The organism is Actinomadura napierensis (genome assembly GCF_039529375.1).
GTDB lineage: Bacteria > Actinomycetota > Actinomycetes > Streptosporangiales > Streptosporangiaceae > Spirillospora > Spirillospora napierensis.
Genome location: NZ_BAAAMR010000031.1, coordinates 50,648 through 66,478 on the forward strand (window position 1 = coordinate 50,648; position 15,831 = coordinate 66,478).

15 protein-coding genes are annotated in these 15,831 nt (G+C 72.9%); 12 read left to right on the forward strand and 3 right to left on the reverse strand.

Translation table 11 applies throughout. From position 1 onward, the window contains the following. Nucleotides 1–460: 460 nt before the first annotated feature. From ABD296_RS19125 to ABD296_RS19170, 10 genes are all read left to right on the forward strand, one after another. Nucleotides 461–1,441: an ABC transporter substrate-binding protein gene (locus ABD296_RS19125; protein ID WP_344268479.1), complete on the forward strand. Its 981-nt coding sequence runs from the start codon at nucleotides 461–463 to the stop codon at nucleotides 1,439–1,441. A 21-nt stretch (nucleotides 1,442–1,462) separates the two neighbouring features. After that, a complete protein-coding gene (locus ABD296_RS19130; RefSeq protein WP_344268481.1) occupies nucleotides 1,463–2,272 on the forward strand; it encodes an ABC transporter permease in 810 nt (269 codons plus the stop codon). Further along, nucleotides 2,269–3,117: an ABC transporter permease gene (locus ABD296_RS19135; protein WP_344268483.1), complete on the forward strand. Its 849-nt coding sequence runs from the start codon at nucleotides 2,269–2,271 to the stop codon at nucleotides 3,115–3,117. Before ABD296_RS19130 ends, ABD296_RS19135 begins: the two co-directional genes overlap by 4 nt. Continuing rightward, complete coding sequence (mdlC, locus tag ABD296_RS19140) at nucleotides 3,114–4,721, forward strand: benzoylformate decarboxylase (RefSeq protein ID WP_344268486.1); 1,608 nt, start codon at nucleotides 3,114–3,116, stop codon at nucleotides 4,719–4,721. Before ABD296_RS19135 ends, mdlC begins: the two co-directional genes overlap by 4 nt. A 5-nt stretch (nucleotides 4,722–4,726) precedes the next feature. After that, nucleotides 4,727–5,560, forward strand: a complete 834-nt coding sequence (locus ABD296_RS19145; protein ID WP_344268489.1) for an ABC transporter ATP-binding protein — start codon at nucleotides 4,727–4,729, stop codon at nucleotides 5,558–5,560. A gap of 215 nt (nucleotides 5,561–5,775) precedes the next feature. After that, complete coding sequence (locus ABD296_RS19150; RefSeq protein ID WP_344268491.1) at nucleotides 5,776–6,762, forward strand: ABC transporter substrate-binding protein; 987 nt, start codon at nucleotides 5,776–5,778, stop codon at nucleotides 6,760–6,762. Beyond that, complete coding sequence (locus ABD296_RS19155) at nucleotides 6,759–7,535, forward strand: ABC transporter permease (protein WP_344268493.1); 777 nt, start codon at nucleotides 6,759–6,761, stop codon at nucleotides 7,533–7,535. The genes ABD296_RS19150 and ABD296_RS19155 overlap by 4 nt, the downstream gene beginning before the upstream one ends. Next, nucleotides 7,532–8,335 (forward strand): ABC transporter permease, encoded by an 804-nt coding sequence (locus tag ABD296_RS19160; RefSeq protein WP_344268496.1) that lies wholly within the window; start codon nucleotides 7,532–7,534, stop codon nucleotides 8,333–8,335. Before ABD296_RS19155 ends, ABD296_RS19160 begins: the two co-directional genes overlap by 4 nt. Before the next feature lie 25 nt (nucleotides 8,336–8,360). Next, a complete protein-coding gene (locus ABD296_RS19165; protein ID WP_344268498.1) occupies nucleotides 8,361–9,212 on the forward strand; it encodes an ABC transporter ATP-binding protein in 852 nt (283 codons plus the stop codon). A gap of 14 nt (nucleotides 9,213–9,226) precedes the next feature. Next, nucleotides 9,227–10,534: a flavin-dependent oxidoreductase gene (locus tag ABD296_RS19170; protein WP_344268500.1), complete on the forward strand. Its 1,308-nt coding sequence runs from the start codon at nucleotides 9,227–9,229 to the stop codon at nucleotides 10,532–10,534. A gap of 6 nt (nucleotides 10,535–10,540) precedes the next feature. On the opposite strand, the gene ABD296_RS19175 is transcribed toward ABD296_RS19170, so the two are convergent. Next, nucleotides 10,541–11,167, reverse strand: a complete 627-nt coding sequence (locus ABD296_RS19175; protein WP_344268503.1) for a TetR/AcrR family transcriptional regulator — start codon at nucleotides 11,165–11,167, stop codon at nucleotides 10,541–10,543. A gap of 113 nt (nucleotides 11,168–11,280) precedes the next feature. Here ABD296_RS19175 and ABD296_RS19180 point away from each other — a divergent pair, with 113 nt between their 5' ends. Continuing rightward, nucleotides 11,281–12,669, forward strand: coding sequence for an MFS transporter (locus ABD296_RS19180; protein WP_344268506.1), 1,389 nt, complete (start codon nucleotides 11,281–11,283; stop codon nucleotides 12,667–12,669). A gap of 11 nt (nucleotides 12,670–12,680) precedes the next feature. Next, complete coding sequence (locus ABD296_RS19185; protein WP_344268509.1) at nucleotides 12,681–13,391, forward strand: SGNH/GDSL hydrolase family protein; 711 nt, start codon at nucleotides 12,681–12,683, stop codon at nucleotides 13,389–13,391. Here ABD296_RS19185 and ABD296_RS19190 read toward each other — a convergent pair. Further along, entirely contained in the window at nucleotides 13,373–15,088 is a 1,716-nt protein-coding gene (locus ABD296_RS19190) for a bifunctional 3'-5' exonuclease/DNA polymerase (RefSeq protein WP_344268512.1), read from the reverse strand. The two genes, ABD296_RS19185 and ABD296_RS19190, sit on opposite strands and share 19 nt — an antisense overlap. 113 nt (nucleotides 15,089–15,201) lie before the next feature. Further along, nucleotides 15,202–15,723, reverse strand: a complete 522-nt coding sequence (locus ABD296_RS19195) for a DUF4234 domain-containing protein (protein ID WP_344268514.1) — start codon at nucleotides 15,721–15,723, stop codon at nucleotides 15,202–15,204. Nucleotides 15,724–15,831 lie beyond the last annotated feature (108 nt).

Here is a 15,831-nt window from a genome sequence, read left to right on the forward strand (position 1 = left end):
CGCGCCGGCCCCCCGATCGGCCGGCCCCCTCCGCCCGGCGCCGTCCGAGCCGCTCACACTCCGCATTCGACCGGCGATCGATTGTCACAACAAGCGCGAGAACCCCGTAACACAAGGGGAATACGGCGCTTATTCGACGCCATATCGAACGCCATCCGGAACGCCTACCCGGCAGTAGGGCCGGTCGGCCGCGAGCCCGCCGGCCCGCCCTCCGGCCACCGTCCCCAGCAGCGGAGACACGCTCCGCCCGGCATTGGCCGCTGGACTTCGCCAGGACACAAGAGAGTCACGCAATTCGGAGCCAAACCCCCCAAGACGCCCAGTCCGCGATACTCTCCCGACGCACGTGATCTTCAGGCGCGGCGGGAGTGGTGGCTGCAGTCGTTCCCCCTGGCTCACATGCCCTGCTTTGCCCGACCCCTGCCGAAGCAACTTCCCCCTGTTGAGTTAAGGAGTGCCCATGCGGCAATCCAGACGTCTTTTCGCGCTGCTCAGCGCCCTCGCCCTGGTCGCGTCCCTCACCGCCGCCTGCGGAGGCTCGGACGACTCCGGCGGCGGCAACGGACTCGAGAAGAAGACCGTGACGGTCGCCGCCTTGCCGCTGGTGGACAGCGCCGCCGTCTACATCGCGCAGAAGGAGAAGCTCTTCCAGAAGGAGGGGCTGACCGTCAAGATCAAGCCGATCGCGCAGAGCACCCTGGCGCTGCCCGCGCTGTCCAAGGGCGAGGTCGACGTCATTTCCGGCGCCAACTACGTCTCGTTCCTGCAGGCCAACGAGAAGGGCGCGCTCAAGCTGAGCATCCTGGCCGAGGGCACCACCATGACCTCGCACATGATGGACGTGCTGGTCATGCCCAAGTCCTCGATCAAGGCCCCCAAGGACCTGGAGGGCAAGAAGGTCGCGGTCAACATCCTGAACAACATCCAGTCGCTCACGCTGGACGCGATCCTCAAGGCCAACAACGTCGACCCGTCGAAGGTCAAGTACGTCCAGGTGCCCTTCCCGCAGATGGCCACCGCCCTGGAGAAGGGGCAGGTCGACGCCATCCACACCGTGGAGCCCTTCTCCTCCGACACCGAGAAGAAGCTCGGCGCGCGGGTCGCCGTCGACGGCGGCACCGAGCCGATCACCGACACCCCGATCAGCGGCTACGTCAGCACGCAGGACTTCGTCAAGAAGAACCCGAAGACCGCCGCGGCGTTCCAGCGCGCCATCATCGCCGCGCAGAAGATCGCGGCCGGCGACCGCAAGCGCGTCGAGGAGGTGCTGCCGAGCTACTCCAAGATCGACGCGCAGGTGGCCAAGGTGATCACCATGCCCGGCTACTCGACCTCGCTGAACGCCACGCGCATGCAGCGGATCGTCGACCTGATGAGCACCGAGAAGCTGCTCCAGCAGAAGCCGGACATGAAGACGATCCTCTTCCAGCCGACGTCGTGACGGCGGGACGCTGATTCCTCCATGGCCAACCAGACGACGCCGCCCCGCGGCCTCTCGCGTCCCGGCAAGTGGGCGCGGGGGGCCGCCGGGGTGGCGGTCCTGTTCCTGGCGAGCGAGGCCCTCGGGCGGGCCGGGATTGTGGACCGTTCCTATCTGCCCCCGGCCTCCAGCATCACCGGCCGCGCGCTCGAACTGTTCGGCGATACCACCTTCCTGTTCAACGTGCGGGTGACGCTCACCGCGTGGGCGCTCGGGATGCTCCTCGCCATCGCGATCTCCGTCCCGCTCGGGCTGCTGCTCGGGAGCGTCCCGGCGGTGAACACGGCGGTCCGCGCGATCGTGGAGTTCCTGCGGCCGATCCCCTCCGTCGCGCTGATCCCGCTGGCCGGGCTGGTCCTCGGCTCCGGGCTCAACATGGAGGTGCCGCTCATCGTCTACGCCTGCAGCTGGCCGATCCTGTTCAACACCATGTACGGACTGGACGACGTCGACCCCACGGCCAAGGAGACCCTGCGCAGCTTCGGGTTCGGCCGGATCCAGGTGCTGCTGCGGGTCTCGCTGCCGAGCGCCGCGCCCTTCATCGCGACCGGCGTGCGGCTGGCCGCCTCGATCGCCCTCATCCTCGCCGTCGGCACCGAGATCCTTTCCGGCTTCGGCGACGGCCTCGGCATGTTCATCGCCCAGGCCGGCACCGCCCCCGACGGCACCCGCGACGTCCTCGCCGGGACGCTGTGGGCCGGCTGCCTCGGCCTGGTCATCGACACCCTGCTGGTGCAGGCCGAGAACCGCGCGTTCCGCTGGCACAAGGCGCAAAGGAGTGGTGCATCGTGACGGCGGCGACCCTCACCGCGCCCGCCGCCCGGCGCGGCGGGCGGGCCGGGCGGCTGGCCCGCGGGGTGCTGCACCGCTGGCTCCCGCTGGCCGTCCTCATCGCCTGCTGGGAGGCGGCGACCCGCGCCTCCGACAGCCCGTTCTTCCCCCCGCCCTCCAAGATCGCCGAGCGGATGCGGGACCTGTGGTTCTCCGGCCCGCCGAGCCACCTGTTCCTCAACGCCGAGGCCGGCGACTCCATCGCGCCCAGCCTGGCCCGGATGGCGTTCTCGCTGGCGGCGTGCGTCGTCGCCGGGGTCGTCCTCGGCATCGCGCTCGGCCGCTCGGAGCGCGTCCTCGCCTACCTGGAGCCGCTGCTGCAGTTCGCGCGGGTCATCCCGCCGCCCACCCTCGTGCCGGTGTTCATCGTGCTCTTCGAGTTCGGCACGCAGATGCAGGTGGCGTCCATCATCTTCAGCGCCATCTGGCCCATCCTGCTCAATACCGCCGACGGGGCGCGCAGCGTCGACCAGATGCAGATGGCCACGGCCGAGGCGTTCCGGCTGTCGGCGTTCGAGCGGATCAGGTTCGTCATCCTCCCGGCGTCGCTGCCGAAGATCTTCGCGGGGGTGCGGCTGGCGCTGTCGCTGTCGCTGATCCTCATGGTCTTCTCCGAGCTGCTCCCGGGCACGACCGACGGCCTCGGCTTCGAGCTGACCAACGCGCAGAGCCAGTCCGACCTGCCGACCCTGTGGTCGGTGATCGTGCTGCTCGGCATCCTCGGCTACCTGTTCAACACGATTCTGCTCGCGGTGGAGCGACGGTTCCTTCGCTGGCACCGCGGCGCGCGAAAGGCGGATCAATGACGACGGAGTTCACCGTCCGGGACGCGGTGTTCGACTTCTGCCGGAGGGCCGGGATGACCACCGTCTTCGGCAACCCCGGCTCCACCGAGCTGCGGATGTTCCGCGACTTCCCGGAGGACTTCGACTACGTCCTCGGCCTGCAGGAGATCGTGGCGGTCGGCGCGGCCGCGGGCCACGCCCTCGCGAAGGGCACCCCGGCCCTGGTGAACCTGCACTCCGCCGGCGGCGTCGGGCACGCCCTCGGCGCGGTGTTCAACGCCTACCGCGACCGGGTCCCGATGGTCATCGTGGCCGGGCAGCAGACCCGGGCGATGCTGCCGACCCGGCCGTTCCTCGGCGCGGACGAGCCCGAGACGTTCCCCCGCCCCTACGTGAAGTGGAGCCGGCAGACGGCGCGCGCCGAGGACGTCCCGGCCGCGTTCGCCGAGGCCTACCAGGTGGCGATGACCCCGCCGCGCGGGCCGGTCTTCCTGTCGGTGCCCGAGGACGACTGGGACCGGCCGGCCGAGCCGATCCCGCACCGGGAGGTCCGGGCCGCGTTCGCGCCCGACCCCGCCGGGCTGCGGGAGACCGCCGACGCGCTCAACGGCGCCGAGAGCCCCGTCATCGTCGTCGGGCACGGCGTGGAGGACGAGGACGCGACGTCCCTCGTGGTGGAACTGGCCGAGCGCGCCTGCGCGCCGGTGTGGATCAGCCCGCTGTCGGGGCGGTCCGGCTTCCCTGAGGACCACGCGCTGTTCCAGGGGTTCCTGCCGCCGGTCCGCGACCAGCTCGCCGCGCGCCTGGAGGGGCACGACGTCGTGCTGGTGCTCGGCGCGCCGGTGTTCAACTACCACGTGCACAGCGAGGGCCGGTACATCCCGGAGGGCGCGCGGCTGTTCCACTTCGACTGCGACCCGTCCCAGACCGCGTGGGCGCCGGTCGGCACCAGCGTGCTCACCACCGTCCGGGCGGGGGTGGCGGGCCTGCTGGAACTGGTCGAGAAGGCCGACCGGCCCACGCCCGGGCCGCGGGAGCGGCTCTCCCGGCCGCAGGCCTCCGACCCGATCGACGCCGCGCTGGTGATCGAGTCGCTGCGCGAGCGGCTGCCCGAGGACGCCGTCGTCGTGGAGGAGATCCCGAGCCACCGGGACGTGTTCCACGCCCGGCTGCCGTTCAGCAGGCCCGGCTCGTTCCTCACCATGGGCAGCGGCGTCCTCGGCTGGAGCCTGCCGATGGGGGTCGGCCGCGCGCTCGCCTCCTCCGGCGAGCGGATCGTCTGCGTGCTCGGCGACGGGGCGATCATGTACTCGGTGCAGGCGCTGTGGACGGCCGCGCAGCGCCGGCTGCCGATGACGGTGATCGTCCTCGACAACGGCGGGTACGGCGCGATCCGGGGGCTCGGCCGGCGGATCGGCCTGGACTCGATCCCGGGCGCCGACATCTCCGGCATCGACTTCGTCACCCTCGCCCGGGGGCTCGGCTGCCCCGGCCGGGCGGTGGCCGACGCCGCCGACGTGGACGCCGCGCTGGAAGAGGCCCTCACCCACGACGGGCCCTTCATCGTCAGTGTTCGTGTGGCGGCCGACAACGCCGCGATGTACGACGAGCCCGAGGTACGGTGAGCGCGATGCTGGAGATATCCGGACTGGGCCATTCCTACGGGGCGCACCGCGTCCTGGACGGCATCGACCTGAAGGTCGGCGAGGGCGAGCTGGTCACGATCGTCGGGCCCTCGGGGTGCGGCAAGTCGACGCTGCTGCGCTGCATCGCGGGGCTCATCCCGGCGAGCGAGGGCAAGGTCGTGCTGAAGGGCGCGCCCATCGACGGCGTGCCCGACGACCTGGCCGTGGTGTTCCAGGACTACAGCCGCTCGCTGCTGCCGTGGCTGACGGTGCGCGACAACGTGGCGCTGCCGCTGCGCCGCCGCGGGCTCGGCAAGGCCGAGCGCCGCGCCCGCGCCGTCGAGGCGCTCGCGTCGGTCGGCCTCAAGGACGCGGCGGGCAAGTACCCGTGGCAGCTGTCGGGCGGGATGCAGCAGCGGGTGTCGATCGCCCGCGCGCTGGCCTACCGGCCGGCGCTGATGCTGATGGACGAGCCGTTCGGCTCGGTCGACGCGCAGACCCGCGAGGACCTGGAGGACCTGGTCCTGCAGGTGCACCGGGCCGAGGGCATGACGATCCTGCTGGTCACGCACGACATCGACGAGAGCGTCTACCTGGGCGACCGGGTCGTGGTGCTCGCCCGCAACCCCGGCCGGGTCCGCTCGGAGCTGCCGGTCACGCTGCCGGCCGGCCGCGACCAGATCGGCACCCGGGCCGACGCGGAGTTCGTGCGGCTCAGGGCCGAGGTGGGACGCCTGGTCCGGGGCGTCGTCAAGGACTCCGAGCCGGCGGACGCGGCCGACGCGGAGCCCGTTGCGGCCGAGGACGGCGCCTCCTTGGAGGAGCCCGTGAAGAAGTAGCACGCGTGTCTTGAGGGGCCCCGGTCGCATTGCGGCCGGGGTCCCGTGCTTTTCGCTCATTGAAACGGCAGAACAATCCTGTTCACAATTTTCTCCTCATACCGCCACATACGCCTCATTTCTCCCGCGATCCGGCAGGCGATGCGCTACGCTCCCCGCACTCATTGAAAGATCAGTTCTCCGCCGGCCGCCCCTCCCGCAATGGAGCGTCGCCCATGTCCGCCACCCTCCCCCGCGCCGTCCTCGGCGGCGCGCTCGCCGTCGCGGTCGCGCTCTCGGCCACCGCGTGCGGCGGCTCGGACGACAAGAAATCGGCAACCGGGCTCGAGGAGTCCACGATCACCGTCGGGACCATGACGATCGCCGACACCGCGCCGCTGCAGATCGCGATCCAGAAGGGCCTGTTCAAGGCCGCGGGGCTGACCGTGAAGACACGGGTCGTCAGCGGTGGCGCGGAGGCCATCCCGCTGCTCAGGAGCGGCCAGCTCGACATCACCTTCGGCAATTACGTGTCGCTGTTCACCGCCGCGTCCAAGGACCCGGGGTTCAAGCCGAAGGTCGTCGCCGACGGCTTCCAGGGCGCGCCGAAGACCCACACGCTGATGGTGCGCGGCGACTCCCCGTACCGCACGATCAAGGACCTGGCCGGCAAGAAGATCGGCGTCAACACCAAGCGGAACGTCAGCACGCTGCTGGTGCGTGCGGCGGCGCAGGCGCAGGGCGTCGCGTTCGACGAGGACAAGAACTTCGTCGAGATCCCGCCGCCGAACATGGAGGCGGCGCTGAAGAACAAGAGCGTCGACGCCGTGCAGGCGATCGAGCCGTTCGGCACCCAGATGCAGCGGACCATGGGCGCCCGGATGATCGCCGACCTGTCCAGCGGCCCGACCGCGCAGTTCCCGATCGCGGGCTACGCGGCCCTGGCGAAGTTCGCCGACAAGAACCCCAAGACGGTCGCCGCGTTCCGGCAGGCGCTGGTCAAGGGCGAGGGAATGGCCGCCGACCGCAAGCTCGTCGAGCAGATCGTGCCCACCTACGCCAAGGGGATCGACGCCCAGGTCGCCGCGTCCATGAGCTACGGCACCTACCCGACGTCCCTCGACGCGACCCGCCTGCAGCGCGTGCCGGACGTCATGCAGCAGTTCGGGTACATCGCCAAGAAGATGGACGTGAAGCCGCTGCTGCTGGCCCCGGCTTCATGACCCCTCGCCGCATCGTCCTCGGCGCGGCCGGGGTGGTCGTGGTGATCGGCGTGCTGGAGGCCGTCAGCCGCTCCGGCCTCGTGGACGAGACCTCGCTTCCCCCGGCCTCGACCGTGCTGAAGGAGGCCGGCAAGCTCGCGGTCGACCGCGAGTTCCTGACCGACGTCGGCGCGACCGTGCGCGAATGGCTGTTCGGGCTGCTGCTGGCTGTTCTCGCGGCCGTGCCACTGGGCGTGCTGCTCGGCTCGGTGCCGCTGCTCGGCACCGCGTCCCGCGCTCTGGTCGAGCTGTGCCGCCCCGTCCCGTCGGTCGCGCTGATCCCGCTCGCCGCCCTGGTGTTCAGCACCCCCGCGCGGACCAACCTGTCGCTGATCTTCTACGCGTGCCTGTGGCCGATCCTCATCAACACCCTGTACGCGCTGCGCGACGTCGACCCGGTGGCCAAGGACACGCTGCGCGGCTTCGGGTTCTCGGCGCCGTCGGTGCTGTGGCGGGTGTCGCTGCCGAGCGCCGCACCATTCATCGCCACCGGCGTGCGGATCGCCGCCTCGGTCGCCCTCGTCGTGCTGATCAGCACCGAACTGCTCATCGGCGGGGACGACGGCATCGGGATCTACCTGGCCGAGACGCAGCAGGGCGGCGGGCGCACCGACCTGATGCTGGCCGGCGCCTGCTGGGCCGGGGTGCTCGGGCTGCTCGCCAACGCCGCGCTGATCGGCCTGGAGCGGGTCGCGTTCCGCTGGCACACTGCCCGCGTCGAGGGGATCGCATGAGGGCCGCGCGACCCGTCCGCGGGCTCGCCGAACGGGTGTGGCTCGTCGCGCTTGCCGCGGTGGTCTGGCAGGTCGCCACGTCGGTGATGGACGAGACGTACTTCCCGCCGCCCACGAAGATCGTCGAGGCGCTGCACGACGTGTGGTTCTCCGGCCCCGCCTCGCGGGCGTTCCTGAACGGGAACGCGGTGGACGACTTCTCCAGCAGCCTCGCCCACCTGTTCGTCGGGTGGGCCGCCGCCGGCGCGGCCGGGGTGGCGCTCGGCGCGGCGATCGGCCGGTCCCGGGTCCTGAACGACCTGCTGGACCCGGTGCTGCAGTTCCTGCGCGCGGTGCCGCCGCCGACGCTGCTGCCGTTCTTCATCGTCGTGTTCAAGATCGGCACCACGATGCAGATCGTCACGATCGCGTTCGGGGTGGTGTGGCCGGTCCTGCTGAACACCGCCGACGGCGTCCGCGCGGTGGACCCGCTGCAGCTGGACACCGCCCGGGTGTTCGGCGTCTCCCGGCCCCGCCGGCTGCTGATGATCATCCTGCCGGCGGCGGCGCCGAAGATCTTCGCGGGGCTGCGCGTCGCGCTGTCGTTCGCACTGATCCTCATGGTGCTGTCGGAGATCGTCGGCAGCACCACCGGCATCGGGGCCGAGCTGCTGGACGCCCAGCGCGCCTTCGAACCGCCGACGATGTGGGCCGGGATCGTCATGCTCGGCGTCCTCGGCCTGCTGTTCAACGGCGTCTTCATGCTCCTGGAACGGCGGCTGCTCGCCTGGCACGCCGGCGCGCAGCGGCTGACGAACTGACCCCTCCACAGAAAAGGCGTCCGCGATGCTCCGGATAACCGGCCTCACGCACTCCTACACCGGCGGGCAGAAGGCGCTCGACGGGCTCGACCTCACCGTCCCGGACGGCCAGCTGCTCAGCATCGTCGGCCCGTCGGGGTGCGGCAAGTCCACCCTGCTGCGCTGCATCGCCGGGCTGATCAGGCCGACCGGCGGCACCCTGGAGATGAACGGCGCGCCGGTCGACGGTGTGCCGGCCGACCTCGCCGTCGTGTTCCAGGACTACAGCCGCTCGCTGTTCCCCTGGCTGACCGTCCGCGACAACGTGGCGATGCCGCTGCGCCGGCGCGGCGGGTCCCGGGCCGCGCGCCGCGCCTCCGCCGAGAAGGCGCTGGAGTCGGTCGGCCTGCACGACGCCGCGCGCAAGTACCCCTGGCAGCTGTCGGGCGGCATGCAGCAGCGCGTGTCGATCGCGCGGGCTCTGGCCTACCGGCCGTCGCTGCTGCTGATGGACGAGCCGTTCGGCTCGGTGGACGCGCAGACGCGGGAGGACCTGGAGGACCTCGTGCTCCAGGTGCACCGGGCCGCGAAGATCACGATCCTGCTGGTCACGCACGACATCGACGAGAGCGTGTACGTCGGTGACCGGGTCGTCGTGCTGAACCGGTCGCCGGCCCGCGTGCACGCCGACATCCCGGTGGGGCTGCCGGCCGTCCGCGACCAGATCGAGACGCGCGGGCTGCCGGAGTTCGTCCGGCTGCGCGCCGAGGTCGGCCGGCTGGTCCGCGGCGGCGCCCGGATCCCCGGCGCCGCGCCCGCGACCGCGTCGCAGCGGGGCGGGACGCCCGGAGCGGGCGAGCCGGAAGCGGACAACGCACCGGAGACGGGCTCCGGATAAGAGATCATGACGGCATGCGCGTACTCATCGTCGGGGCCGGGATCGGCGGGCTCGCCACCGCACTGAGCCTGCACGAGGCCGGGATCGAGGCGCTCGTCGTCGACGGCGTCCGGCGGTTGCGGCCGCTCGGCGTCGGCATCAACCTGCTGCCGCACGCCGTCCGCGAGCTCACCGAGCTGGGACTCGGCGGGGACCTCGCCGACATCGGCGTCCCCACCGCCGAGATGGTGCACTTCGACCGGTTCGGCGGCCGGATCTGGGCCGACCCGCGCGGCCGCGCCCTCGGCTACGACTGGCCGCAGTACTCGGTGCACCGCGGCGAGCTGCAGATGGTGCTGCTCGACGCGGTGCTGTCGCGGCTCGGCAAGGGCGCCGTCCGCACCGGCACGGTGTTCGAGGGCTTCGAGCAGGACGGCGCCGGGGTGCGGGTCCGGCTGCTGGACCGGGCGTCCGGCACCGCCGAGACGGTCCGGGCGGACGTGCTGGTCGGCGCCGACGGGCTGCACTCGGCCGTCCGGGCGCGGCTCTATCCGGACGAGCAGGCGCCGCTGTGGAACGGCATCCGGATGTGGCGCGGCGTCACCGAGTCCGAGCCGTTCCTCACCGGGCGGACCCTGGCCGTCGCGGGCAGCAACGCGGCGTCCAAGATGGTCGTCTACCCGATCTCGATGCGCGCCGAGCGGCGCGGGAAGGCCCTGCTGAACTGGGTCGCCGAGGTCAACACCGCCTTTGCCGGGGGGTCTGGGGGGTCGTCCCCCCAGAATGACGCGCCGGGCGACCGGCTGGAGACGGCGGCGGACTGGAACCGGACGGGCCGGCTGGAGGACGTCCTCCCCCACTTCGCCGGCTGGACGTTCGACTGGCTCGACGTCCCGGCGCTGATCGCCGCGTCCCCGGAGATCCTCGAGTACCCGATGGTGGACCGCGAGCCGCTGGACCGGTGGACGTTCGGCCGGGTGACCCTGCTCGGCGACGCCGCGCACCCGATGTACCCGATCGGCTCCAACGGCGGCTCCCAGGCCGTCCTGGACGCGCGGGTGCTGGCGTACGAGCTGGCCCGCGCCGCCGATCCCGGCGAGGGGCTGCTCGGCTACGAGCGGGAGCGCCGCGAGACGGTGAACGCGGTCGTGCTGGCCTGCCGCGACATGCCGGCGGAGCGGATCCTGCGGATGGTGGGCGAGCGCGCCCCGGACGGCTTCGAGGCCATCGAGGACGTCCTGACGCCCGATGAGCTGACCACGCTCACCGGCGCCTACCGCAGGACGTCGTTCATCGACGCCGAGACGCTCAACGGCCGTCCGTCCTACACCGTCGTGCGCTGACGTCGCTCAGCGGTCCCGGCCGGCGCCGGTGGTGACGGCCGCCAGACGGGCCTCCACGGCGCGGGTCGCGCGGTCGTACAGCGACGGGTCGTCGTGGAGCAGGGCGTGCCCGGCGCCGGTGCGGCAGAGGGCGTCCAGCTCGAAGGCGAGCTGCGGGACGTCGGCGGACGCGCCGATCTCGCCGCGTTCCCGGGCCTCGCGCAGGCAGCGCTCCAGGAAGCCGCGCCAGTCGCGCTGGGACGCGGCGATGGCGTCGCGGACGCGGCCCGGACGGGCGTCGAACTCGGCCATCGTCGAGTGGAAGAAGCACCCGCCGGGGAAGACCGGCTCCCGCTGGTAGCGCTGCCACGCCTCCAGGAGGGCCCGGACGCGGCCGAGCCCCTCGGGGACGGCGAGCGCGGGCGCGACCACGTGCTCGCGGAACACCTCCACGGCCTTGGCGACGGTCGCGAGCTGCAGCTCCTCCTTGGAGCCGAAGTGCGTGAACACGCCGCTCTTGCTGATCCGCAGCTCGGTGGCGAGGCGGCCGATCGACAGGCCCTCCAGGCCCTCGGCCGAGGCGATGTCGGCGGCCCGGCCGAGGATGACCGTGCGCGTCCGCTCCCCCTTGAGGAGCCGTCCGTCGGTGCTCACGCCCACTAATCTGCACGACCGTTCGTTCAAAGTCAACGTCCTAACCCCCTTGACGGGAGCGGCCTCCGAAGAAGATTGTACGACCGTTCGTTCTTTTTTGGAGGCATTCCCCCATGACCACCGCAGAGACCACCGCGGCGCCGCCCGCCGCCGCGGGCACCCGGCGGGCCGTGCCGTGGCTCGCCGCCGGCGCGACGTTCCTGGCCATGCTCGACGCCACCGTCGCCAACCTCGCCGTCCCCGACCTGCACGCCGACTTCCCCGGCACCTCGCTGTCCGGGCTGACCTGGGTCGTCACCCTCTACGCGGTGCTGTTCGCCGCGCTGCTCGCCCCCGCCGGCCGGCTCGCCGACCTGGCCGGGCGGCGCTCGCTCTACCTGTGGGGCACCGGGCTGTTCACGCTCGCCTCGCTGGCCTGCGCGGCGGCGCCGAACGTCCCCGTCCTGCTCGCGACCCGCGGCGTGCAGGGCGCCACCGCCGCCGCGATGATCCCCGCGTCCCTGGCGCTCCTGCTGCACGACACGCCCGCCACACGGCGCGCCGGCGCGATCGGGCTGTGGAGCGCGGCGGGCGCGTTCGCCGCCGCCGTCGGCCCCGGACTCGGCGGCGTGCTGGTCGACCAGTTCGGCTGGCGGGCGCTGTTCGTCATCAACGTCCCGTTCGGCCTGGCGATGCTGCTCGGCGGGCTGCGGCTGCCGCGCACCGCGAGCACCGCGGGCCGGCTGCCCGACCTCGCCGGGACGGTCCTGCTCGGCGCCGGCGTCGGCGGGATCGCGCTCAGCGTGACCCAGTCGGGCGACTGGGGCTGGACCGACGCCCGCACGCTCGCGCTGCTGCTCGGCGGCGCCGCCCTGACCGGCCTGGCGCTGTGGCGGTCGGCGCGGCACCCGGTGCCTGCACTGGAGATCCGGATGTGGCGCGAGCGCGGGTTCGCCCTCGCCAACACCGCCTCGTTCCTGTACGGGACGGCGCTGTACTCCTGGCTGCTGCTCGGCGTGCTCTACCTGACCGGCCAGTGGCACTACTCGATCCTCAAGGCCGGTCTCGCCTCGACGCCCGGGGCGTTCACCGCCACCGCCGCCGCGATCACGATGGGCCGCCTCACCGCGCGCATCGGCGTCCGTCCCGCCGTGACGGGAGGCGCGCTGATCATGGCGGCGACGGGGGTCTGGGCGGTCGCCGGGCTCCCGCCCGAACCGCACTTCCTCACGTTCTGGCTGCCGCTCGGGCTGGTGGCCGGGACGGGCATGGGGATGCTCACCACCGGCACCGCGTCGGCCGCCGCGCTGTCGGCCGGCCCGCAGCGGTTCGCGGGCGCCACCGGCCTCAACACCACGGCCCGCCAGCTCGGCGGAGCGCTCGGCATCGCCGCGCTCGCCGCCCTCCTGCCGGACCGGGCGGTGCACGACGACTACACCGACGTCTACCTGTTCTGCACGCTCGCCGCCGCGGGCGCCGCGCTGGCGGGAGCGTTCCTGACCGTCCGGCCCACCTCGTCCTGATGGGAGATGACATGACCGACACGAGGCCGACCGGGGCACCGGCCGAGATGCCGACCGAATGGACCGACCCGGCCGTCCTGCCCGCCGCCGAGGCCGCCGCGCTGCTGGCCGACGCGCCCTGGAAGCGGATGGCGACGATCGGGGACAGCGTCGCCGAGGGCGTCCGCGACCCGGTCCCCGGCTACCGCGACCTGTCGTGGACCGACCGCGTCGAGGAGGCCCTCGGCGCGGTGACCGGCGGGTTCGCCGCGCTCAACCTCGGCCGCCGCGACCTGATCGCCGCGCAGGTCAGGGCCGGCCAGCTCGGTCCCGCGCTGGGCTTCGGGCCCGACCTGGCGTTCGTGGTGGCGGGCGGCAACGACATGCTCCGCCCGCATTTCGACGAGGACGAGGTGCGCCGCGAGGTGGCCGCGATGGTGGCGGCGTTCCGGTCCGCCGGCGCGGACGTCGTGACGATCGGGCTGCTGGACATCACCGCCGCCGGGCTCGGGCCGTCCCGCTACCGCGAGGTCATGTCGTCGCGCACCCGGCGGCTGAACGCCCTGGTCGCCGACGTGGCGGCGGAGTACGGAGCCTGCCACGTCGACAACCCGCCCGGCCATCCGGTCGCGGCCGACCCCGGCATCTACAGCGGCGACCAGCTGCATCTGAACGCGCGGGGCCACGCGTTCGCCGCCGCGAACACCATCCGCGCGCTCGCCGCTCACTTGGCGTCGGCGTAGCGGTCGACGACCGCGATCTCCATCGGGAAGACGACCGGGGTGGCGCCGAACAGCAGGCTCCGCGCCTCCTCGGCGGACGCGCGGACGGCCTCGGTGACGGCGTCCGCGAGCTCCGCCGGAGCGTGCACGATGACCTCGTCGTGCTGGAAGAACACCAGCCGCGGCGGGCCGAGCGCGGTGAGGCGGCGGCGCAGCGAGGCCAGCAGGGCCAGCGCCCAGTCGGCGGCGGTGGCCTGGACGACGAAGTTGCGGGTGAAGCGGCCCCGGCCGCGCAGCGCCTGCGCGGCCGTCGCGGACCGCCGCCCGCCGCCCGGCGGCGCCTCCGGCGCGTCGCGGTCGTCGTCGCCGGCCAGCGTCAGCTCGCGCCAGCCGGCCGACGGCGGCGGGCAGGTCCGGCCGAGCAGGGACCGGACGAGCCGGCCGCGCTCCCCCGCGCGGGCGGCGGCCTCGACGTACTCGAACGCGTCGGGGAACCGGCTCTTCAGCACGCCGAGCAGCTGCACGGCCTCGCCCGTCCCGCCGCCGTACATCGCCGACAGCAGCGCGAGCTTCGCCTTCGCGCGCGCGGGCAGGCCGCCGGTGGACTCGTCCGAGCGGAACGCGTCCGACAGTGCCTCGTACAGGTCGCCGTGGGCCGCGGCGTCGGTGAACGCGCGGTCGCTCGCGAGGGCCGCGAGGACGCGGGGTTCGAGCTGCGCGGCGTCCGCCACGACCAGGCACCAGCCGGGGTCGGCGACCACGGCCCTGCGCAGCACGCGCGGGATCTGCAGGGCGCCGCCGCCGTTGGTCGCCCACCGCCCGGACACCACGCCGCCGACCACGTACTCGGGCCGGAACCGCCCCCCGCTCACCCAGGTGTCGAGCCACGCCCAGCCGTGCGCGGTGTGCAGCCGGGCGAGCTCCTTGTACTCCAGCAGCAGCGGGACGGCCGGGTGGTCGACGCCCTTGAGCACGTGCGCGCGGGTGGACGGGATCGGCAGCCCCGCCGCCGCGAACGCCTTGAGGATCTGCGCGGGCGAGTCGGGGTTGACGTGCGTGCGCGGCCCGAACGCGGCGTTGATCCGGTCGGCGAGGTCCTGCAGCCGGCGCGGGCGCAGCCCGCCGGACGGGCGCGGGCCGAGCAGCTCGGTGAGCAGCGCGTCGTGCTCGGCGGTCGACCACGGCAGCCCGTCGAAGCCCATCTCGGCGGCCACCAGCGCCCCGGCGGACTCGGCGGCGGCCAGCAGCGCGAACCCGTCCAGCCCGGCGGCGGCGCGCTGCTGCGCCGCGTGCACCTCGACGATCCGCCCGAGATCGTCGGCCGGAGACGCGCGATCCCCGTCGTCGCCGAACAGCGACGGCTGCGCGGACGCCTCCTGCGCGGGCGGCGGATCGGGCGGGACCGGCTCCCCGCGCAACCGCGCCGAGGCCGCGCGGACGGAACGCGGCTCGCCGTAGCGGCCCGCGTGCCCCAGCAGGAGGTTCTCGACCAGCTCCAGGTCGTGGCAGCGCGCCACGCGCACCCCCGCCTCCAGCAGCCGGGGATACAGCCGGGCGGTCGACGCCCACACCCACCGCGGCGCGTCCGCCCGCTCGCGCGCGGCGATCTCGCCGACCAGGTCGGCGACGGCGTACGCCGTCCCGGCGGGCGTGCCGTCCTCGGCCAACGGCCGTAGTTCACCCCCGCCTCCGCCGTCCGAGGCCACCGCAACCCTCACGCCCCCATTCTCGCCCGTGCCCACGACAAAACCCCCTCCGCGGTGGCGGAGGGGGTCGTGGTCGTTCCCAGGGGGCCAGGGCCGCGGCCCCCGCGCGGGGTGTCGAGGTCAGGTCACGCGACGAGGGAGACCTGCTGGCCCGCGGGGGTGTCGCCGTAGCGGTCGGCGACCTTGTTGAGCTGGAGCTGGTAGTACAGCACGCCGAAGCCGAAGATGCCGAGCAGGAAGCCCATGCCTCCGCTGCAGGTGGCGGGCAGGCCCGCGGCGCGCTGCGCCTGGGCGATGCGGCCGCCGAGCTTGCACCACATGACCAGCGGCCAGATGCCGAGGGTGACGAAGCCGAAGATCATCGACAGCAGCGCGTTGGTGGCGGCGTCACCGGTGCGCTGGTCGTACTTGTAGAGCTCGTCGTGGACCTTGAAGGTCCACACGAGGCCGTACACGCCGAGGGTGATGATCGGCAGGCCGAGCCACGCGCCGACCGGGTTGCGGCGCTTCATGTTGTAGCCGGCGCCGCGGGCGACGGCCTGCTGCTGCTGTTGCTGTGCCGGGGCCGGCGCGTAGCCGCCCTGGTAGGCCTGCTGCTGTTGCTGTTGCTGGTAAGGCTGGCCCTGACCCTGCTGGGGGTAGCTCATCGAGTCGCTCTCCTGTGGACGCGGTCGTTCTCCGGCCGACCGCCCGTTACCGGTCACCGGTTCGGTGAGCTGAGACTGTAACGGCATTCGGGCACGTCGGGGGGCGAC

What these genes read in the sequence shown, in the direction of transcription:
- ABD296_RS19170 (WP_344268500.1), top strand. Translation starts at nt 9,227, where the DNA reads ATGCGCGTACTCATCGTCGGGGCCGGGATCGGCGGGCTCGCCACCGCA.
- ABD296_RS19155 (WP_344268493.1), top strand. Translation starts at nt 6,759, where the DNA reads ATGACCCCTCGCCGCATCGTCCTCGGCGCGGCCGGGGTGGTCGTGGTG.
- ABD296_RS19160 (WP_344268496.1), top strand. Translation starts at nt 7,532, where the DNA reads ATGAGGGCCGCGCGACCCGTCCGCGGGCTCGCCGAACGGGTGTGGCTC.
- mdlC (WP_344268486.1), top strand. Translation starts at nt 3,114, where the DNA reads ATGACGACGGAGTTCACCGTCCGGGACGCGGTGTTCGACTTCTGCCGG.
- ABD296_RS19165 (WP_344268498.1), top strand. Translation starts at nt 8,361, where the DNA reads ATGCTCCGGATAACCGGCCTCACGCACTCCTACACCGGCGGGCAGAAG.
- ABD296_RS19145 (WP_344268489.1), top strand. Translation starts at nt 4,727, where the DNA reads ATGCTGGAGATATCCGGACTGGGCCATTCCTACGGGGCGCACCGCGTC.
- ABD296_RS19195 (WP_344268514.1), bottom strand. Translation starts at nt 15,723, where the DNA reads ATGAGCTACCCCCAGCAGGGTCAGGGCCAGCCTTACCAGCAACAGCAA.
- ABD296_RS19130 (WP_344268481.1), top strand. Translation starts at nt 1,463, where the DNA reads ATGGCCAACCAGACGACGCCGCCCCGCGGCCTCTCGCGTCCCGGCAAG.
- ABD296_RS19180 (WP_344268506.1), top strand. Translation starts at nt 11,281, where the DNA reads ATGACCACCGCAGAGACCACCGCGGCGCCGCCCGCCGCCGCGGGCACC.
- ABD296_RS19185 (WP_344268509.1), top strand. Translation starts at nt 12,681, where the DNA reads ATGACCGACACGAGGCCGACCGGGGCACCGGCCGAGATGCCGACCGAA.
- ABD296_RS19125 (WP_344268479.1), top strand. Translation starts at nt 461, where the DNA reads ATGCGGCAATCCAGACGTCTTTTCGCGCTGCTCAGCGCCCTCGCCCTG.
- ABD296_RS19150 (WP_344268491.1), top strand. Translation starts at nt 5,776, where the DNA reads ATGTCCGCCACCCTCCCCCGCGCCGTCCTCGGCGGCGCGCTCGCCGTC.